Source organism: Actinospica acidithermotolerans, assembly GCF_018139625.1.
GTDB classification, from domain to species: Bacteria; Actinomycetota; Actinomycetes; order Streptomycetales; family Catenulisporaceae; genus Actinospica; species Actinospica acidithermotolerans.
Genome location: NZ_JAGSOH010000006.1, coordinates 69,700 through 87,447, shown reverse-complemented (window position 1 = coordinate 87,447; position 17,748 = coordinate 69,700). Strand labels below are relative to the sequence as shown.

The 17,748-nt window shown below is 71.4% G+C and carries 16 protein-coding genes; 11 read left to right on the top strand and 5 right to left on the bottom strand.

Annotated features, from left to right (window positions below; genetic code table 11):
- Nucleotides 1–2: 2 nt before the first annotated feature.
- From KDK95_RS04355 to KDK95_RS04345, 3 genes are read right to left on the bottom strand one after another with little or no spacing between them, the layout of a single operon-like run.
- A complete protein-coding gene (locus tag KDK95_RS04355; RefSeq protein ID WP_212516675.1) occupies nt 3–638 on the bottom strand; it encodes a bifunctional 4-hydroxy-2-oxoglutarate aldolase/2-dehydro-3-deoxy-phosphogluconate aldolase in 636 nt (211 codons plus the stop codon).
- A complete protein-coding gene (locus KDK95_RS04350; RefSeq protein ID WP_212516674.1) occupies nt 635–2,263 on the bottom strand; it encodes an N-acyl-D-amino-acid deacylase family protein in 1,629 nt (542 codons plus the stop codon). Before KDK95_RS04350 ends, KDK95_RS04355 begins: the two co-directional genes overlap by 4 nt.
- Nucleotides 2,263–3,531 (bottom strand): alanine racemase, encoded by a 1,269-nt coding sequence (locus KDK95_RS04345; RefSeq protein ID WP_212516673.1) that lies wholly within the window; start codon nt 3,529–3,531, stop codon nt 2,263–2,265. Before KDK95_RS04345 ends, KDK95_RS04350 begins: the two co-directional genes overlap by 1 nt.
- A 111-nt stretch (nt 3,532–3,642) precedes the next feature.
- On the opposite strand from KDK95_RS04345, the gene KDK95_RS04340 reads away from it, so the two are divergent.
- From KDK95_RS04340 to ppk2, 6 genes are all read left to right on the top strand, one after another.
- A complete protein-coding gene (locus KDK95_RS04340; RefSeq protein WP_307844156.1) occupies nt 3,643–4,662 on the top strand; it encodes a sugar kinase in 1,020 nt (339 codons plus the stop codon).
- Nucleotides 4,659–5,429 carry an IclR family transcriptional regulator gene (locus KDK95_RS04335; RefSeq protein ID WP_212516672.1) on the top strand — a complete coding sequence of 257 codons (771 nt, stop codon included), beginning with the start codon at nt 4,659–4,661 and terminating at the stop codon, nt 5,427–5,429. The genes KDK95_RS04340 and KDK95_RS04335 overlap by 4 nt, the downstream gene beginning before the upstream one ends.
- Nucleotides 5,429–5,848 (top strand): RidA family protein, encoded by a 420-nt coding sequence (locus KDK95_RS04330; RefSeq protein ID WP_212516671.1) that lies wholly within the window; start codon nt 5,429–5,431, stop codon nt 5,846–5,848. Before KDK95_RS04335 ends, KDK95_RS04330 begins: the two co-directional genes overlap by 1 nt.
- Nucleotides 5,845–6,903, top strand: coding sequence for a lactonase family protein (locus KDK95_RS04325; RefSeq protein WP_212516670.1), 1,059 nt, complete (start codon nt 5,845–5,847; stop codon nt 6,901–6,903). The genes KDK95_RS04330 and KDK95_RS04325 overlap by 4 nt, the downstream gene beginning before the upstream one ends.
- Before the next feature lie 86 nt (nt 6,904–6,989).
- Nucleotides 6,990–7,481, top strand: coding sequence for a DUF1877 family protein (locus tag KDK95_RS04320; protein WP_212516669.1), 492 nt, complete (start codon nt 6,990–6,992; stop codon nt 7,479–7,481).
- 78 nt (nt 7,482–7,559) lie between these two features.
- Entirely contained in the window at nt 7,560–8,519 is a 960-nt protein-coding gene (ppk2, locus tag KDK95_RS04315) for a polyphosphate kinase 2 (protein ID WP_307844155.1), read from the top strand.
- A gap of 27 nt (nt 8,520–8,546) precedes the next feature.
- On the opposite strand, the gene glpK (KDK95_RS04310) is transcribed toward ppk2, so the two are convergent.
- Nucleotides 8,547–10,061 (bottom strand): glycerol kinase GlpK, encoded by a 1,515-nt coding sequence (gene glpK, locus KDK95_RS04310; RefSeq protein ID WP_212516668.1) that lies wholly within the window; start codon nt 10,059–10,061, stop codon nt 8,547–8,549.
- 76 nt (nt 10,062–10,137) lie between these two features.
- A complete protein-coding gene (locus KDK95_RS04305) occupies nt 10,138–10,905 on the bottom strand; it encodes an IclR family transcriptional regulator (RefSeq protein ID WP_212516667.1) in 768 nt (255 codons plus the stop codon).
- Between the two features lie 279 nt (nt 10,906–11,184).
- Here KDK95_RS04305 and KDK95_RS04300 point away from each other — a divergent pair, with 279 nt between their 5' ends.
- From KDK95_RS04300 to KDK95_RS04280, 5 genes are all read left to right on the top strand, one after another.
- Complete coding sequence (locus tag KDK95_RS04300; protein WP_212516666.1) at nt 11,185–12,027, top strand: MIP/aquaporin family protein; 843 nt, start codon at nt 11,185–11,187, stop codon at nt 12,025–12,027.
- A gap of 75 nt (nt 12,028–12,102) precedes the next feature.
- On the top strand, nt 12,103–13,623 hold the full coding sequence (gene glpK, locus KDK95_RS04295; RefSeq protein WP_212516665.1) for a glycerol kinase GlpK: 1,521 nt from the start codon (nt 12,103–12,105) through the stop codon (nt 13,621–13,623).
- A 100-nt stretch (nt 13,624–13,723) separates the two neighbouring features.
- Complete coding sequence (locus KDK95_RS04290) at nt 13,724–15,436, top strand: glycerol-3-phosphate dehydrogenase/oxidase (protein ID WP_212516664.1); 1,713 nt, start codon at nt 13,724–13,726, stop codon at nt 15,434–15,436.
- Between the two features lie 201 nt (nt 15,437–15,637).
- A complete protein-coding gene (locus KDK95_RS04285; protein ID WP_212516663.1) occupies nt 15,638–16,351 on the top strand; it encodes a helical backbone metal receptor in 714 nt (237 codons plus the stop codon).
- Between the two features lie 48 nt (nt 16,352–16,399).
- Nucleotides 16,400–17,710: an LCP family protein gene (locus KDK95_RS04280; protein ID WP_212516662.1), complete on the top strand. Its 1,311-nt coding sequence runs from the start codon at nt 16,400–16,402 to the stop codon at nt 17,708–17,710.
- Nucleotides 17,711–17,748 lie beyond the last annotated feature (38 nt).

Below are 17,748 nucleotides of genomic sequence, written 5' to 3'. Positions count from 1 at the left end.
CTTCAGCCGAGCGCGGCGGTGACGAAGCGCTCCGCGAGGCGGGCGATCTCGTCGTGGCCCCCGTCGGCGACGGCCGCCGGCGGGACCACCTCGGTTCCGCAGCACACTGCGAAGGCTCCCTGGCCGAGGAAGTCGCGGGCGTTCGCCGAGCTGACGCCCCCGGAGGGTACCAGCCTGGCGTCCGGGAAGGGGCCGCGCAGGTCCTTGAGGTAGCGCGGGCCGAGCGCCGAGGCGGGGAAGATCTTCACGGCCGCCGCACCGAGATCCATCGCCCTCAGCACCTCGGTCGGGGTGAGGGCGCCGAGGAAGACGGGTATCGCGTGGCGTGCGGCGACGGTCGCGACTTCTGGGAGCACGGCGGGGGTGACCAGGAACTCCGCGCCCGCGTCGATCGCGGCGTGTGCCTGTTCGGCGGTCACCACGGTCCCGGCGCCGATGTGCTGGCCGGGCTTCCTGCCCGCCGCCGCCGCCGCGAGGACTTCGGGCAGGCCGGGCGTCGTGTAGGTGAATTCGACGGCGCGGATGCCGCCGGAGCCGAGCGCCGCGCAGAGTTCTGCCGGGTCGGGGACGCGCGGGGCGCGGACCACGGCGAGTATCCGGTCCGCGGCTATGGTGGAAAGCGCCGAATCGTCAGTCATGGTTTCCCCTCGTCGACGAGCCCGTCCGCGGCGCGGCGCAGGGCGCGGCCGGCGACGGCTCCGGTGGGTCGGCCGTCCGCGAGGGCTGCGACGCCGTTGACGAACACGTATTCAACTCCTGCGGCCTGCTGCCGCGGGCTCTCGTAGGTGGCGGTGTCGCGGATCGCCTCGGCCTCGAAGGCCACCAGGTCGGCGGCGTACCCGGGCCGGATCAGCCCTCGATCGCGCAGCCGCAGCCTGCGTGCCGCGTTGCCGGTCAGGTGCGCCACGCACTCCTCCAGGCCGAGTACGCCGAGCTCGCGCGTGTAGTGGCCGAGGTAGCGCGGGAAGGTTCCCCAGGCGCGCGGGTGGGGCCGCGTGCCGACGAGCAGGCCGTCGCTGCCGCCGGTGTGCGCCGGATGGCGCATGATCGCGCGGACGTTCTCCTCGTGGCCCACGAGGTGCAGGATCGCGGTCGTGAGGTTGTCGGCGATCAGCAGCTCGCGGAAGACCTCGAAGGCCGGCCGGCCGCTGCTCCGCGACAGCTCCTCGATCGTGCGGCCCACGTTCGGGGTGAGCGCCGGGTCCCCTACGCCGGAGATCTGGATCGTGCTCCAGTCCATCGGGACACGGTGGCAGCCGTCGGATCCGCGGATCTCGACGTCCTCCCGGATGCGCGCGCACGCGGCCGGGTCCTTGAGCAGCCGGAGCACGCCGCCGGGGCCTTCGGCCGAGGTCCAGCTCGGCAGCAGCGCGGCGAGCGTGGTCGATCCGGGCAGGTAGGGGTACGTGTCGAGGCTGATGTCACAGCCCTCTGCGATAGCGGCGTCGAGCAGCGCGAGCAGTTCGCCGGCCCGGCCGCGGTTGACGTTGAAGTTCATGGTCGCGTGCGAGAGGTGCAGCGGGCAGCCGGAGGCGCGCGACACATCGATCATCTCGGCGTACGCCTCGAGGGCACCTACGCCATACGAGCGGTGGTGCGGTGCGAAGAATCCGCCCAACTCGCCGACGGTGCGGCACAGCTCGGTGATCTCGGCGGTGGCCGCGTACATCCCGGGCGTGTATCCGAGGCCGAAGGAGATGCCGACCGCGCCCTCTGCCATGCCGGTGCGGACCATGGCCTGCATACGCGCGAGTTCGTCCGCTGACGGCACGCGTGCGTCGTATCCGAGCACGAGCATGCGCACCGAGCCGTGCGGCACGAGGTAGCAGGCGTTCGTCGCGATCCCCGAGGAGTCGAGGCGGTCGAGGTACTCCCCCACACTGCGCCAGTTCCAGTCGAAGCCCTCGGGGTCGCCGTTCCAGCCGGAGATCTGCCGGCGGATGTCGTCCAGCGTCGCATCGTCGACCGGGGCGTAGGCGAGACCGTCCTGGCCGAGCAGTTCGAGCGTCACACCCTGGCTGATCTTGGCGAGGTGCGCGGGCTCGGCGAGGAGCGCGAGATCGGAGTGCGCGTGCATGTCGATGAAGCCCGGCGCGAGCACGAGCCCTGCGACGTCGATCGAGCGGTCGGCGACGATCGGCGCGCCGGGGCTCGCGATCTCGGCGATCCGGCCCCCGGCGATCACGACGTCGGCGCGGTATCGGGGCGAGCCGGTGCCGTCGACGACCGTCGCGCCGCGCAGGGCGAGCCGCGTGCCGGACATCAGAAGTACGTCCTGACCAGGCCGGTGACGAGCGGATCTGCGGCCGAGGCGTCATCGAGGACCGGGATCAGCGACCACTTGTCGAATGCGGTGCACGGGTGCGACAGGCCAAGGCGGACGACGTCGCCGACGGCCAGATCGGAGCGTGGGTCGAGCCGGACGAACGTGTGCTGATCCACGATCGACGTGACCGAGCCGCGCATCGGGTCGAGCATCGGTAAGCCCTCGTCGAACGGGAAGTCGCGCTTGCCGCCGTCGAGCAGCGCCAGTGTCGCTTCCGGCCGGGACAGCACGCGTGCCCAGCCGTGCATGGCCGAGGCAAGCGGCTTGCCGACGCCGCGCGAGAAGGGCGAGATTCCCGCGTAGAAGCCGTCGTCGTGAATGAGGTAGGCGCCCGAGCGGAGCAGAACCTTGGTTCCCTGAGTCGACATCGGGCCGAGCACCTCGACGACCTGGTCGAAGAATGCGCTGCCGCCTGCCGTGAGCCACACCGTGTCCACGTCGCCGTAGAGGCCCGACGTCAGCAGCCTGCTGTGGAGTCCGGCCAGCCGCTGGAGGTAATCCCGTACGGCTTGAAGGCTCTCGGGCGAGGCGTCGTGCGCGACCACGCCTTCGTACCCTGCGACGCCGATCAGCCGGAGCGCGGGCGTGGCGGCGATGGCCTCGGCGACGTCGAGCGCTTCGGTGATCGACCGCGCACCGGTGCGTCCGCCGGGCGCTCCGAGCTCGACGAACACGTCGATCGGTCGCTGTGCAGCACGGCCGCGCAACGCCTCGTCCATCAGCGCGACGGTGCGCCGCGAGTCGACCCAGCTGCTGAATCCGAAGGCGGGATCGGCGTCGAGCTCGGCCGAGATCCATCGGATCGCGGCCGGATCGACCAGCGCGTTCGCCAGATAGAGCCGCCGCACGCCGAAGGCGCGGCCGACACGCAGTTGCGGCACGTTGGCGACCGTGATCCCCCGTGCCCCGGCCGCGAGCTGCCGGGACCACAGTTCCGGGGCCATCGTCGTCTTGCCGTGCGGCGCGAGTTCGACCCCCGCGTCGGCGCAGTACGCGACCATGGCGGCGAGGTTGGCGTCCAGCGCCGGGGCGTCGAGGGTGAGCAGCGGGGTGCCGAGGTCGGACAGCCGGGGGCGGCCGGCGAGGAATTCCCCGATGGTCGTGCCCCAGGCGGAGACCGGGACCGCTTTGAACCGCCAGTCGAGCGGTTCGGCGGCGAGCGCGGACAGGGCCTCGTGGTCGATCGCGCCGTGCGGGGCAGGCATCCGGGCAACCTCCGTCGCGTTGCAAAATACGCAACGTACATTGCGCAGTGTGATACGGAACTTGTAGCATCACGGCTCGACGAAGGTCAATGGAGAGCTTGAGGAGGGCGCGTGCCGGTAGACGCCGTCTGCATCGGCGAGACGATGGCGGTGCTCGTCCCCGAGCAGGCCGGGCCGCTCGAGGAGTCCGAGGTCTTCCGGCGCGGCGTGGGCGGCGCGGAATCCAACGTGGCCTGCGCGCTCGCGGCGCTCGGCGTGCCGACGGCGTGGATCAGCCGGCTCGGCGCGGACGGGTTCGGCCGCCTCGTCGTCACTCAGCTGGCGGAACGAGGGGTGGACACCTCGGCGGTCGCGATCGATCCGCGGCGGCCCACCGGCCTGTACGTCAAGGAGATCGCCCGGGACCGCAGCAGCACGCTGCACTACTACCGCAGCGACTCGGCCGCCTCGGTCCTCGGCCCGGATTCGCTGGACCTGCCCGCAGCGTCCGCTCTGCTCGGCGAGGCCCGGCTCGTGCACCTGACCGGGGTGACGGCGGCGCTCGGATACCGCGCCGGGCACGAAGGCGGCCGACGGCTCGTCGAAGCCGTGCTCGACCGGCGCAGGCCCGGGCAGCTGGTCAGCTTCGATCTCAACTGGCGGCCCAGGCTGTGGGACGGCCTCGGCACCGGCAGGCCGGCCGCGATACTCGCCGAGCTCGCCGACAGGGCCGACGTCGTACTGCTCGGCACGGACGAGGCCGAGGCGGTGTTCGGCACCGATGATCCGCATCGTCTGCGTGCTCTGCTGCCGGGCCCGCGCGTCCTTGTCGTGAAGGACTCGGGGCATCGCGTGACGGCGTTCGACGACGACGGAGTCGTGACCGAGCCCGCGCTCGCGGTCGAGGTCGTCGAGCCGATAGGCGCGGGCGACGCGTTCGCAGCCGGCTACCTGGCCGGGCTGCTGCGCGGCTACGACCAGCGGCGACGCCTCCGGCTCGGGCACGTGTGCGCCGCGTCGGCGCTGATGGTCGCCGGGGATCATGGAACGCCGCCGACGACCGCCGAGCTCGACGTGCTGCTTTCCTGTTCGGCATCCCAATGGTCTGCGCTGCGTGCGAGCGAGGGCGCCTTCGCAGGGGCAGTGTCGTGAGCCAGAGCCTCAGCCGTGCACTGCGCCTGCTGAACGAGCTCGGCGAAGGGCCGCGCTCGCTCGACGACCTGGCCGCGCTCCTCGACGTGCACAAGACCACCGTCCTGCGGCTGCTGCGCACACTTGAGGGCGACCGGCTCGTCTTCCGCGACGCCGCCTACCGCTACCACCTCGGCGCCGGTCTTTTCGCGCTCTCCAGCCGCGCACTCGAACAAAGGCCGGTGCGTGCCACGGCGGCGCCGCATCTCGCCGCGCTCAACCGCGAGACCGGGCACACGGTGCACCTCGCGGCGTACGAGGGCGGCGAGGTCGTGTACATAGACAAGTACGACTCGCGGCACCCGGTGCGGATGTACTCACGGATCGGCCTGAGGGCGCGGCTGCACTGCACGGCCGTCGCGAAGGTGCTGCTCGCCGGGCTTCCCGAGGCCGAACGGCGCGCCGTGGCCGGGTCGATCGAGTACGAGGCCATGACGCCGAACACGCTGACCGGCCCGGAAGCTCTGCTGGCCGAGCTCTCCCGGGTGGCCGAGCAGGGCTACGCCGTGGATCATGGCGAGCACGAGACCTTCATCAACTGCGTCGGAGCGCCGATCCGGGACGCGGGCGGCCGGGTCGTGGCCGCCGCCTCGATCTCGGTGCCCGCGGTGCTGCTCGACTTCGAGCAGGTGCTCGCCGTCCTGCCGGACCTGCTCAAGACGACGGCCGCGGTCTCCGCCGACTGCGGCTGGCACGAACACCCGATCAAGAAAGCAGAACACCACTGATGCCTGATCAGAAGTCGGCGATCCGCACCGACGCGGCCCCGGCCCCCGCGCACACCTTCTCGCAGGGCGTGCGCAAGGGCCCGATGCTGCAGGTCGCCGGACAGGGGCCGATGGATCCGGAGCTCGGCCGCTACATCGCGCTCGGCGACGTCAAGGGGCAGACGCTGCGCACGCTGGAGAACGTGCGGGCGATCCTGGAGGCGGGCGGCGCGAGTGTCGAAGACGTGATCATGTTCCGCGTCTACCTGACCGCGCGCGAGGACTTCGCGGCGATGAACGAGGCGTACGGCGAGTTCGTCGCCGAGCACGTGCCCAGCGGCGTCCTGCCCGCGCGCACGACCGTGTTCACCGGCCTCCCGCACGCTGAGATGCTCGTCGAGATCGACGCCCTCGCCGTGGTTTCGGAGGTCTCCCGATGAACGAGCGGAACCTCGAGCTGCTGATCGGCAGCTACACCGAGGGCCAGGATCCGGAGCGCGGCATCTTCCGGGCCACGGTCACGCCCGACGGCACCCGGATCGAGCTGCGCGGGGTGACGTCGGTCGCGCCGAACGTGGATCCGACCTGGCTCGCGGCGAGTCCGGACGGCCGGTTCGTGTACGCGGCCTGCGAGGGCGAGCAGGGCGCGATGCTGGCCGTGGCCGTGGCCGGGTCCGGCGATCTCACCGTGCTCAACGCGCAGGCGACCGGCGGGTCGGGGACCTGCCACGCCGCGGTCGTCAACGGCGGTGCGCACGTGGTCGCGGCGGACTACGTCTCGGGCTCGGTCGCCGTCCACCCGATCGCGGCGGACGGCACGCTCGGCGAGCGCAGCGGCTTCGCGCAGCACCTCGGCTCGGGCCCGTACGTCGAGCGGCAGGCCGGTCCGCACGCGCACATGGTCGCCGAGGGGCCGGACGGCCGGTTCGTCCACGCGATCGACCTCGGCACCGACACCGTGTACGCGTACGAGGTCGACGCGGCGAGCGGCGCGCTGATCGAGGCCTCCCGCTCGAGGCTCCGTCCGGCGTTCGGCCCGCGCCACCTGGCCTTCCACCCGGACGGCGAGCTCGTGTACGTGATCGGCGAGCTCGGCTTCGAGGTCGCGGTCTGCGCGTACGACGCGGCGACCGGCGAGCTCGATCCCCTCTCGTACCTGCCGATCGTGGACGGCGGCGTGCTCGGCGAGGATTTCCCGTCGGGCATTCGAGTGAGCGACGACGGCCGGTTCCTCCATCTGGCGGTACGCGGCCCGGACACCCTGCGCACCTACAGCCTCGGCGACCCGCGCAAGCCCGAGCTGGTCTCCGTGGTCCCGACCGGCGGCAGGTGGCCGCGCGACATCGTGCTCTCCCCCGACGGCGCGCTGCTGTTCTGCTCGAATCAGCAGTCGAACGACGTCACCGTGTTCGCGCTCGACCCGCGGACCGGCGTGCCGAGCGCGACGGGCGCCGTCCTCGCGGTTCCCGCGCCGTCGTGCGTCATCGTGCGCTGACGGACGGACCCCGCTCGGATGTCGGCGGCCGCTGGTACGCTCCCTGCGAGGCGACGGGAGTCCCACCGGGGAGAGGACGCGGCGCAATGGCTGGCTTGGGGATGCACCTCGCCATCGGCGAGGACGTCGTGGCCCGACTGCTCGCCGCGGACGACGACGCGGCCGTGATCGCGCTGGTCGAGGAGATCGAGGAGCGGTCGGAGCCGGGCTTCCTGTTCGGCACCGACCAGGCCTGGGATCCGCTGCACCGCTGCCTGACCGACGGGACGCTGTCCGTGGCGGCCGGCTCCTTCCCCCTGTCGCACGCGGTGCTCGGCGGCGTGCAGCTGTGCGAGGACCCGGAGTACCTGGTCTCGCTGGTGCGCGCCGACCAGGTCTCGGCGGTCGCCGACGCCCTGGCGCCGGTGGACGCGGCCTGGCTGCGGCGGCGTTACGAGGCGCTCAAGTTCCCCGGGTACGGGCGCGTGCGCGGCGCGGAGGACTTCGCCTACCTCTGGGCCAACGTCGCGGGCATCGCAGCCTTCTTCGAGACCGCGGCGCAGGACGGCCGCGCGGTGATCTTCTCGGTCGAGCTCTAGCACGAAGGACACCTGGAGTTTGCCCAGTGTTCGGCGTGTGCTCGGACGGCGAGATCGCGGGTTCGGCATATTTCCCCTGTGAGCGCAGAAACGGACGCCGACGCGCGGCGATGGGATCTCGCGGACGTCACCCGCACCGAGGGTCTGCACGTCGTGGACGAGGACGACGACGACCCGGTCCTCGTCGACGCGGACGGCAACGCGGTGGACACCTGGCGGGAGAACTACCCCTACGACGAGCGGCTCTCGCGCGCCGCGTACGAGCACGACAAGCGGCTGCTGCAGATCGAGCTGCTCAAGCTGCAGAACTGGATCAAGGAGACCGGCGGCCGGCTGGTGATCCTGTTCGAGGGGCGCGACGCGGCGGGCAAGGGCGGCACGATCAAGCGCTTCACCGAGCACCTGAACCCGCGCGGGGCGCGCGTGGTCGCCCTGGAGAAGCCGACGGAGCGCGAGCGCTCGCAGTGGTACTTCCAGCGCTACGTCGCGCACCTGCCCGCGGCGGGCGAGATAGTCCTGTTCGACCGCTCCTGGTACAACCGCGCCGGTGTCGAGCGGGTGATGGGATTCTGCGATCCGGCCGAGTACCTGGAGTTCATGCGGCAGGCGCCGGAGTTCGAGCGGATGCTCGTGCGCGACGGCGTGCACCTGGTGAAATTCTGGTTCTCCGTCTCGCAGGCCGAGCAGCGCACCCGCTTCCTGATCCGCCAGGTCGACCCGGTGCGGCAGTGGAAGCTGAGCCCGATGGACCTCGCGTCGCTGGAGCGCTGGCATCAGTACACGGACGCGAAGGAGGCGATGTTCTTCTACACGGACACCGCCGACGCGCCGTGGACCGTCGTGAAGAGCAACGACAAGAAGCGGGCCAGGCTCGCCGCGATGCAGCACGTGCTGTCCCTGTTCCCGTACGCGAACAAGGAGCCGGAGATCGCGAGGGCGCCGGACCCGCTGATCCTCGGCTCGGGCGCGCTCGAGGTCGAGCGCAGCCTGAACAGCGGCGAGGCCGTCCACATCCTGCCGCGGCTGTCCGGGCACTGACCCGCCGGGCCGGCCTGGGCGCTCCGGCTAGGCCGTGTGGTTCGGGCGGACCCAGCCGAAGGTCCGCTCGACGGCGCGCTTCCAGTTCGCGTACTCGCTCTCGCGCCGCTCGGCGTCCATCGAGGGCAGCCACTGGGCGGCGCGGTGCCAGTTCCGGCGCAGTCCTTCGAGGTCGGGCCAGTAGCCGACGGCCAGGCCCGCGGCGTACGCGGCGCCGAGCGAGACGGTCTCGGCCACCATCGGCCGCACCACGGGGGCGGGCAGCACGTCCGCGATGAACTGCATCAGCAGGTTGTCGGCGGTCATCCCGCCGTCCACCTTCAGGGTGCTGAGCTCGAGGCCCGAGTCGGCGTTCATCGCGTCGACCACCTCGCGGGTCTGCCAGCCGGTCGCCTCCAGCACCGCGCGGGCCAGGTGGCCCTTGGTGATGTACGAGGTCAGGCCGACGATGATGCCGCGCGCGTCGGCCCGCCAGTGCGGGGCGAACAGGCCGGAGAACGCCGGAACGATGTAGCACCCGCCGTTGTCCTCGACCGTGCGGGCCAACGTCTCGATCTCCGGGGCCGTCGTGATCAGGCCGAGGCTGTCGCGGAACCACTGGACCAGCGAGCCGGTCACCGCGATGGAGCCTTCGAGCGCGTAGACGGCCGGCTCGTCGCCGATCCGGTAGCCGACCGTGGTGAGCAGGCCGTGGCTGGAGCGGACCGGCACGGTTCCGGTGTTGAGCAGCAGGAAGCTGCCGGTGCCGTACGTGCACTTGGCCTCGCCCTGGGCGAAGCAGGTCTGGCCGAACAGCGCCGCCTGCTGGTCGCCGAGCGCGGCGCTGATCCGCACGCCGGGCACGGCCTTGGTGGCCGTGCCGTAGAGCTCGGCGTTCGAGCGGATCTCCGGGAGCATCGCGGCCGGGATGCCGAAGAACTCCAGCAGGTCCTTGTCCCACCGCAGCGTCTCGATGTTCATCAGCAGCGTGCGGCTCGCGTTGGTCACGTCGGTCACGTGCACGCCGCCGTCCACGCCGCCGGTGAGGTTCCACACCAGCCAGCTCTCCATCGTGCCGAACAGCACGTCGCCGCGCTCGGCCCGCTCGTACAGGCCCGGGGTGTGGTCGAGCAGCCAGCGCAGCCGCGGCGCGGAGAAGTACGTGGCCAGCGGCAGGCCGGAGCGCTCCAGCACCAGTTCGGCGCCCGGCTGCCCGGCGAACTCCTCGACGAGCTCGTCGGTGCGGGTGTCCTGCCAGACCACGGCGCGGCCGACCGGGTTGCCGGTGTGCCGGTCCCACAGCACGGTCGTCTCGCGCTGGTTCGCGATGCCCAGCGCCACGACCTGGCTCGCGTCCACTCCCGCGCGGGAGAGCGCCTCCGGCGCCATGTGCTCGAGGTTGCGCCAGATCTCGGTGGCGTCGTGCTCGACCCAGCCCGGCTTCGGATAGCGCTGCCGGTGCTCCCGCTGGGTCACCGAGACCAGCCGCCCGCCGTGGTCGAACAGGATGCACCGGGTCGACGTCGTGCCCTGATCGACCGACATTACATAGCGCGCGACCATCGGGAAGCCTTTCGCTGCGTCGTTGCGGCGGACGGGACGTGGTGACGTGCGTGATGCGCCGGGCCGGCGGCGGCGGTCACCATCGACCGGCGCCGAGGTCCCGGGAGATGGCCCGGGAGGCGTTCTGCACGAACGTGACGAGGGACTGATCGACCCGGCCCGCGGACGGGTAGAGCCGGTCGACCGAGCCGGCGATGCTGATCGCGCCGACCACGTAGCCACCGTACCCGCGGATCGGGGCGGCGATCGAGGCCTGGCCGGCGGCGAACTCCTCCGCCTCCCCCGCCCAGCCCGTCTCGCGCACCTCGGCGACCGCCTTGCGCAGCGCCGCCGGGGTGACCAGCGTGCGCCGGGTGTACTGCTCCAGCGTCGCCCCGGCCAGCTCGGCGGCCACGCCCGAGTCGTAGGCCAGCAGCACCTTGCCGAGCGCGGTGGCGTGCACCGGCAGCAGGGTGCCGGTGTCCAGCGTCTGGAGCGAGTCGTCCGGCCGGAAGACGTGGTGCACGACCAGCACCTTGCCGTCCAGCGGGGTGCCGATCCGGACCGCCTCGCCGCTGCGCGAGGCCAGCGCGTCGGCCCAGTTGATCGCCCGCGAGCGCAGCTCGTTGACGTCGAGGTAGCTGGTGCCCAGGTGCAGCAGGGTGGCGCCGAGCTGGTACTTGCCGCTCGCCTTGTCCTGCTCCACGAAGCCGACGTCCTGAAGCGTCTTCAGGATGCCGTGCGTGGTGCCCTTCGCGAGCCCCAGCGAGGTGGAGATCTCGCCCACGCCCAGCCGGCCGGAACCCCGCGCGAGCAGGCGAAGGATGGCCGCTGCGCGCTCGATCGATTGGACGGAGCCTGGCATGGTCCCGATGGTAGCGGGCCGGGGATCGTTCGACTATGCCGAACGGCCGCGCTTGCGTCCACGCGTACAGGCCCCAGTGTGGGGGGTGGGCCGCGTCGCCGCATCGTCCGGACATGGCTCGTGATGGTAGACCAGGGGACCCGATCCGACCAGCGTTCGACATTGTCGAATGGCGTTCGTTGACTGGATGTTTCCGAAAAGGCACCGTGGTCTTCGTCGGCGCCCCGGGTTCCCCCGGATGAAGGCGCTTGTTCAACCCACTCGTCTCGAGGAGGAGACATGGTGGAACGACTCAGGGCCCACGGGCTCTTGGGAGAGCTGGCGGCCGAGTTCGCCGGCACCTTCATCCTGATCGCCATCGGCGTGGGCGTCGTCGCCCAGGTCGTCGCGGGCGGCATCGGGAACCACGACAGCATCGCCTGGGCGTGGGGCTTCGGCGTGATCCTGGGCGTCTACGTGGCCGGCAAGGTCACCGGCGGACACCTGAACCCAGCCGTGACCTTCGCCAACGCGATATTCAGCGGCTTCCCGTGGCGCAAGGTGCTGCCCTACTCCCTCGCCCAGCTGGCCGGCGCGTTCGTCGCCGCGCTGGTGGTGCGCTGGAACTACACCGAGGTCATCGCGCGCTTCGACCCGGGCCACACGATCAAGAGCCAGGGCATCTTCTCCACCCTGCCCGGCAACGGGAGCCTGACCGCCGGCGTCTCCGAATGGGGCGCGTTCCGCGACCAGATCATCGGGACCGCGCTGCTGCTGTTCCTGGTCTACGCGGTGACCGACGCGCGCAACACCGCGCCGCTCGGCAACATGGCCCCGGTCGTCGTCGGCTTCATCGTGGTCGCGATCGGCATGGCCTGGGGCACCGACGCCGGCTACGCGATCAACCCGGCCCGCGACCTCGGCCCGCGGCTCGCGTCCTACTTCACCGGCTACAGCGGGGCCTTCAGGGACCAGTACGGGAACCTCTACTTCTGGGTGCCCATCGTCGCGCCGCTGATCGGCGCCGTGATCGGAGCCTTCCTCTACAAGGCGCTGGTCGGCCGCTTCCTGCCCGACGTGGAGCCGGAGACCGTCGGCACCCCGTCCGCCGAGCCGACCCTCGAGTCCGTCGCCGACCACTGAGCCGCCTCCCGGCTTCCCGTCCCCTTCCAGCACCAGCAACAGAGCTTTGCGACCTTAGTTGAGAGGCAGCGCGCAATGGCAGACTTCGTAGGCGCAGTCGACCAGGGCACCACCAGCACCCGGTTCATGATCTTCGACCACGGCGGCAACGAGGTTGCCCGCCACCAGCTGGAGCACGAGCAGATCCTGCCCCAGGCCGGCTGGGTCGAGCACAACCCGACCGAGATCTGGGAGCGCACCCGCGCGGTCATCGAGACCGCACTGCGCACCGCGAACCTGACCGCGGCCGACCTGGCCGCCGTGGGCATCACCAACCAGCGCGAGACCACCGTGGTGTGGGACAAGCGCACCGGACGGCCGTACTACAACGCGATCGTCTGGCAGGACACCCGCACCGACCGGATCGCCGCCGCCCTGGACAAGGACGAGCGCGGCCAGGTGATCCGGCGCAAGGCGGGCCTGCCGCCGGCCACCTACTTCTCCGGCGGCAAGATCCAGTGGCTGCTGGAGAACGTCGAGGGGCTGCGCGCGGACGCCGAGGCCGGCCACGCGCTGTTCGGCAACACCGACTCCTGGCTGCTGTGGAACCTCACCGGCGGGACGGACGGCGGCGTGCACGTCACCGACCCGACCAACGCCAGCCGCACCATGCTGATGAACCTCGAAACGCTGGACTGGGACGACGAGCTGCTCGGCTTCTTCGGCGTGCCGCGAGCCATGCTGCCGGCGATCAAGCCGTCCTCCGACCCGGCGGGGTACGGCAGGACCCGCGCCGACGGCCCGTTCCGCGGCGAGGTCCCGCTGACCGGCGACCTCGGCGACCAGCAGGCCGCGACCGTCGGCCAGGTCTGCTTCACCCCGGGCACCGCGAAGAACACCTACGGCACCGGCAACTTCCTGCTGCTGAACACCGGCACCGAGATCGTGCACTCGAGCAACGGCCTGCTGACCACGGTGGCCTACAAGTTCGGCGACGAGGCCCCGGTCTACGCGCTGGAGGGCTCGATCGCGGTCACCGGCTCGGCCGTGCAGTGGCTGCGCGACCAGCTCGGCATCATCTCCGGCGCGGCCGAGAGCGAGGCGCTGGCCCGGCAGGTCGAGGACAACGGCGGCGTGTACTTCGTCCCGGCGTTCTCCGGCCTGTTCGCCCCCTACTGGCGCTCGGACGCGCGCGGCGCGATCGTCGGCCTGTCGCGCTACAACACCAACGCGCACCTGGCCCGGGCCACCCTGGAGTCGATCAGCTACCAGACCCGCGACGTGGTCGAGGCGATGGAGCAGGACTCCGGCGTGCACCTGGACGTGCTGCGGGTGGACGGCGGCATCACCGCCAACGAGCTGGCCATGCAGATCCAGGCGGACGTGCTGGGCGTGCCGGTCTCCAAGCCGGTGGTGGCCGAGACGACCGCGCTCGGCGCCGCATACGCCGCGGGCCTGGCTGTGGGCTTCTGGAAGTCCACCGACGAGCTCGTGAGCAACTGGAACGAGGACAAGCGGTGGACCCCGGAGGCGGACGACGCCGCCCGGGCCAAGGGCTACCGCAACTGGAAGAAGGCCGTCGAGCGCACCCTGGACTGGGTCGAGTTCGAGGACTGATCCGGTCCGCGCCGGGCTCCCGCGCCGCACCGCGGGGGCCCGGCCGGCCGGCCCCGTACACGCAAGTCACCGCGAAGTAGGAAGAGGCTGGAGGGCACCCGTGAAATCCGTCCCCCTCGGCGCGCAGTACCGGCTCGCCGCGCTCGGCAGGATGGCCGAGGAAGAGTTCGACGTCCTGATCGTGGGCGGCGGCGTCACCGGCGCCGGCGCGGCGCTGGACGCGGCCACCCGCGGCCTCTCGGTCGCCGTGGTCGAGGCGCGCGACTGGGCGGCGGGCACGTCCAGCCGCTCCAGCAAGCTGATCCACGGCGGCCTGCGCTACCTGGAGCAGCTGGACTTCGCGCTGGTGCGCGAGGCGCTCAAGGAGCGCGGCGTGCTGCTGCACAAGATCGCGCCGCACCTGGTGAACCCGGTGCCGTTCCTGCTGCCGCTGCAGCACCGCGTCTGGGAGCGCGCGTACATCGGCGCCGGCGTGATGCTCTACGACACCCTCGGCGGCGCGAAGGCCCTGCCGATGCACCGTCACCTGACGAAGAAGGCCGCGCTGCGCAAGGCGCCCGGCCTGAAGAACGACGCACTGATCGGCGCGATTCAGTACTACGACGCCCAGGTCGACGACGCGCGCTACGTGATGACGCTCGCCCGCACCGCCGCCCAGTACGGCGCGGCTGTGGCGACGCGGACCCTGGTGACCGGCTTCACCCGCGAGGGCGAGCGCGTGACCGGGGCGGTGGTTCAGGACTTGGAAAACGGCCGCAGCCTCACGGTGAAGGCGAAGCGGGTCATCGCCGCGACCGGCGTGTGGACCGACGACCTGCACGAACTCGCGAACGCGCAGGGCGGCCTGAAGGTGCGCGCGTCGAAGGGCGTGCACATCGTCGTCCCGCGGGACCGGATCGACCTGGACACGGGCCTGATCTCGCGTACCGAGAAGAGCGTGCTGTTCATCATCCCGTGGGGCGACCACTGGATCGTCGGCACCACCGACACCGACTGGGAGCTGGACCGCAGGCACCCGGCCGCCAGCGCGGCGGACATCGAGTACCTGCTGGAGCACGCGAACGCGCTGCTGCGCAGGCCGCTGACGCACGACGACATCGAGGGCGTCTACGCGGGGCTGCGGCCGCTGGTCTCGGCGGGCGCGGACGTGCAGACCACGAAGCTCTCGCGCGAGCACATGGTGACCGAGCCGGTCCCCGGCCTGTTCGTGATCGCGGGGGGCAAGTACACGACGTACCGCGTGATGGCGAAGGACGTCGTGGACGCGGCGGCCAAGAACCTCGGCACGCATGTGCCGGAGTCGGTCACCGAGAGCGTCGGCCTGCTCGGCGCCGACGGCTACGCGGCCGTGTGGAACGAGCGCGGGCAGCTCGCACGCAGGCACGGCCTGAGCCAGCACCGCGTCGAGCACCTGCTGCGCCGGTACGGCTCGTGCGTCGACGAGCTGTTCGAGCTCATCGACGCCGATCCCGACCTGGCCGAGCCGCTCGGCGGCGCGGGCGAGTACCTGCGGGTCGAGGCGGTCTACGCCGCGTCGCACGAGGGCGCCCTGCACCTCGACGACATCCTCACCCGCCGCACCCGCATCTCGATCGAGCAGCGGGACCGCGGCGTGGCGGCGGCCCGCGACGCGGCGGCGCTCGTCGCGCCGGTCCTGGGCTGGGACGCGGCCACCGCCGCGGCCGAGATCGACCGCTACCTCGAGCGGGTGAAGGCGGAGCTGGACGCCAACTCCCAGCCCGACGACCGGAGCGCCGACGTGGCCCGCCTCGCCGCGAAGGACCTCTCCGACGCGATCGCGCCGAGCGCGTAGCGCGAGGAGAGCCGGGCACCGGCCCGTCGAGGTGGGTACGTCACCTCGGCGGGCCGGCCTGTTCCCGGACACCCCCGCCTACAGCGGCGCGAAGGGCGAGATCTCCTGAACCCTCCGCCGCGGCGCGCGCCGGCCTCCGTCGACACGCCGGTCGTCGCCCCCGGGCGCATCACCGGCATCTCCGAACGCTAAGAAGGTGCGATGCGGATCGTCTCCCTCGTCCCGTCACTCACCGAGGCGGTAGCCGAGAGCGCGCCCGAGCTGATCGTCGGCGCGACCGCGTGGTGCACGCATCCCGCCGGGCTCGACGTCGAGCGGATCGGCGGCACGAAGAATCCTGGCATCGCGCGCATCATCGCGCTGCGTCCGGACGTAGTGCTCGCGAACGAGGAGGAGAACCGCGCGCCGGATCTCGATGCGCTGCGCGCGGCCGGGTTGCCGGTGTGGGTGACCGAGATCCGCACGCTCGACCAGGCTTTTCGCGAGCTGGATCGAATGCTCACGGTGGCGTGCAGACTCCCGCGCCCGCCGTGGCTCGACGCGGCGGAAGCGGCGTGGGCGGAGGTGTCGCCGGGGACGGTCCGGCGCGCCTTCATCCCGATCTGGCGCCGACCCTGGATGGTCCTCGGCCGCGACACGTTCGCCGGCGACGTGCTGCGCAGACTGGGCGTCGAGAACGTGTACTCCCATCACGAGGAGCGCTATCCGAAGATCGCACTCGCCGATCTCCGGGCCCAGGCCGCGGATCTCGTCGTGCTGCCGGACGAGCCGTACGCGTTCAGCTCCGAGGACGGCCCGGAGGCGTTCCGCGGCCTGCCTGCCGCGCTCGTCAGCGGCAGGCATCTGACGTGGTACGGTCCGAGTCTCGTCGAAGCGCCGAACGTGCTGATGAGACAGCTATCCCCTCCCCCGTAAGGCCTAATGGCCGGCATCGCGCGGAGCCGGCCGTGCGAGGGTGAGAGGGTGTCCGGCGAGCATGTCAACGAAGATGTGGATCTCGATGAACTCGATCCGCGCGGACGTGCGAGGCGGCGGGTCGAGCGAGCGGCGAATCCGACGAGGGGCAGCCGCCGGCGGCGCAAGCTGCTCAAGGTCACGGCGTTGTGCGCGGCGGGCGTGGTGCTGGCGGTCGCCGCCACCGGCTTCTACCTTGTGCATCACCTGTTCAGCCGAGTGGACACGGTCAGCCTCGCCCGATTGACCCATCGCCCGACCACCGCACGGCCCAATGCCGAGGGCCAGACGCCGCTGGACATCCTCGTGCTCGGCTCGCAGACCCGCGACGGCCAGCACGCCCCGCACCTGGGCAACGCGACGAAGAACGGCACCGACCTGTCCGACACCGCGTTCCTGGTGCACCTCGCGGCCGACCGGCGCTGGGCGGAGATCGTCTCGATCCCGCGCGACCTGGAGGTCGCCAGGCCCGCGTGCCAGAGCCGCTTCGACCCGAACGTGACGGTCCCCGGCTCCACGCAGGACATGTTCGACGCGGCGATGAACTACGGCGGCCCGGCCTGCGCGGTCGCGACGGTCGAGCAGATGACCGACATCCGGGTGGACCACTTCGTGGAACTCACCTTCAACGCCTTCGAGCAGCTGACCGATGCCGTTGGCGGCGTGACCGTGTGCATTCCGCCGCCCGGCATCGACGATCCGAACTACTCCGGACTGGTGATGAGCGCCGGGCTTCACACGATCAGCGGCGACACCGCGCTGGAGTTCGTCCGCGACCGGCACGGGCTATCCCTCGGGATGGACACGCAGCGGATCCAGATGCAGCAGATGTTCATGACCTCGCTGTTCGACAAGCTCACCGCGAACGGGACGCTCGAGAACCCGCTCACGCTCTACCGCATCGCGAACGCCGTCACGAGCAACATCACCGTCGACCCGGCCCTCGACGGCGTCAGCTCGATGATCTCGCTCGCGGAGAGCGTGGGCACGGTGGACCGGAAGTACATGCAGTACATCACCGTGCCCTACGAGCTGGACCCCGCCGATGCGAACCGGCTCATCCCCGGCACCGGCTTCAACGAGGTGTGGAACTACCTGCGCGAGGACGAGCCGCTGCCGGGATCGCCCGCGGCCGCCGAGTTCGGCACCCTACCCCCGCAGGACGTGCCGACCGAGCTCGCCGCGTACGCCATCCACGCCGGCCCGGCGCCCTCGCCCTCGACCTCTTCCTCCGGCGCGATCGACACCGAGGCGCGAAACGGCGACGACAACCTGTGCTCGGGCCTGCCCGCGGTTGCCGACTACGGCGGCTCGCCCTGATCGCGTTGACAATCTGCCAATTGACGGAGCGCTCGTGA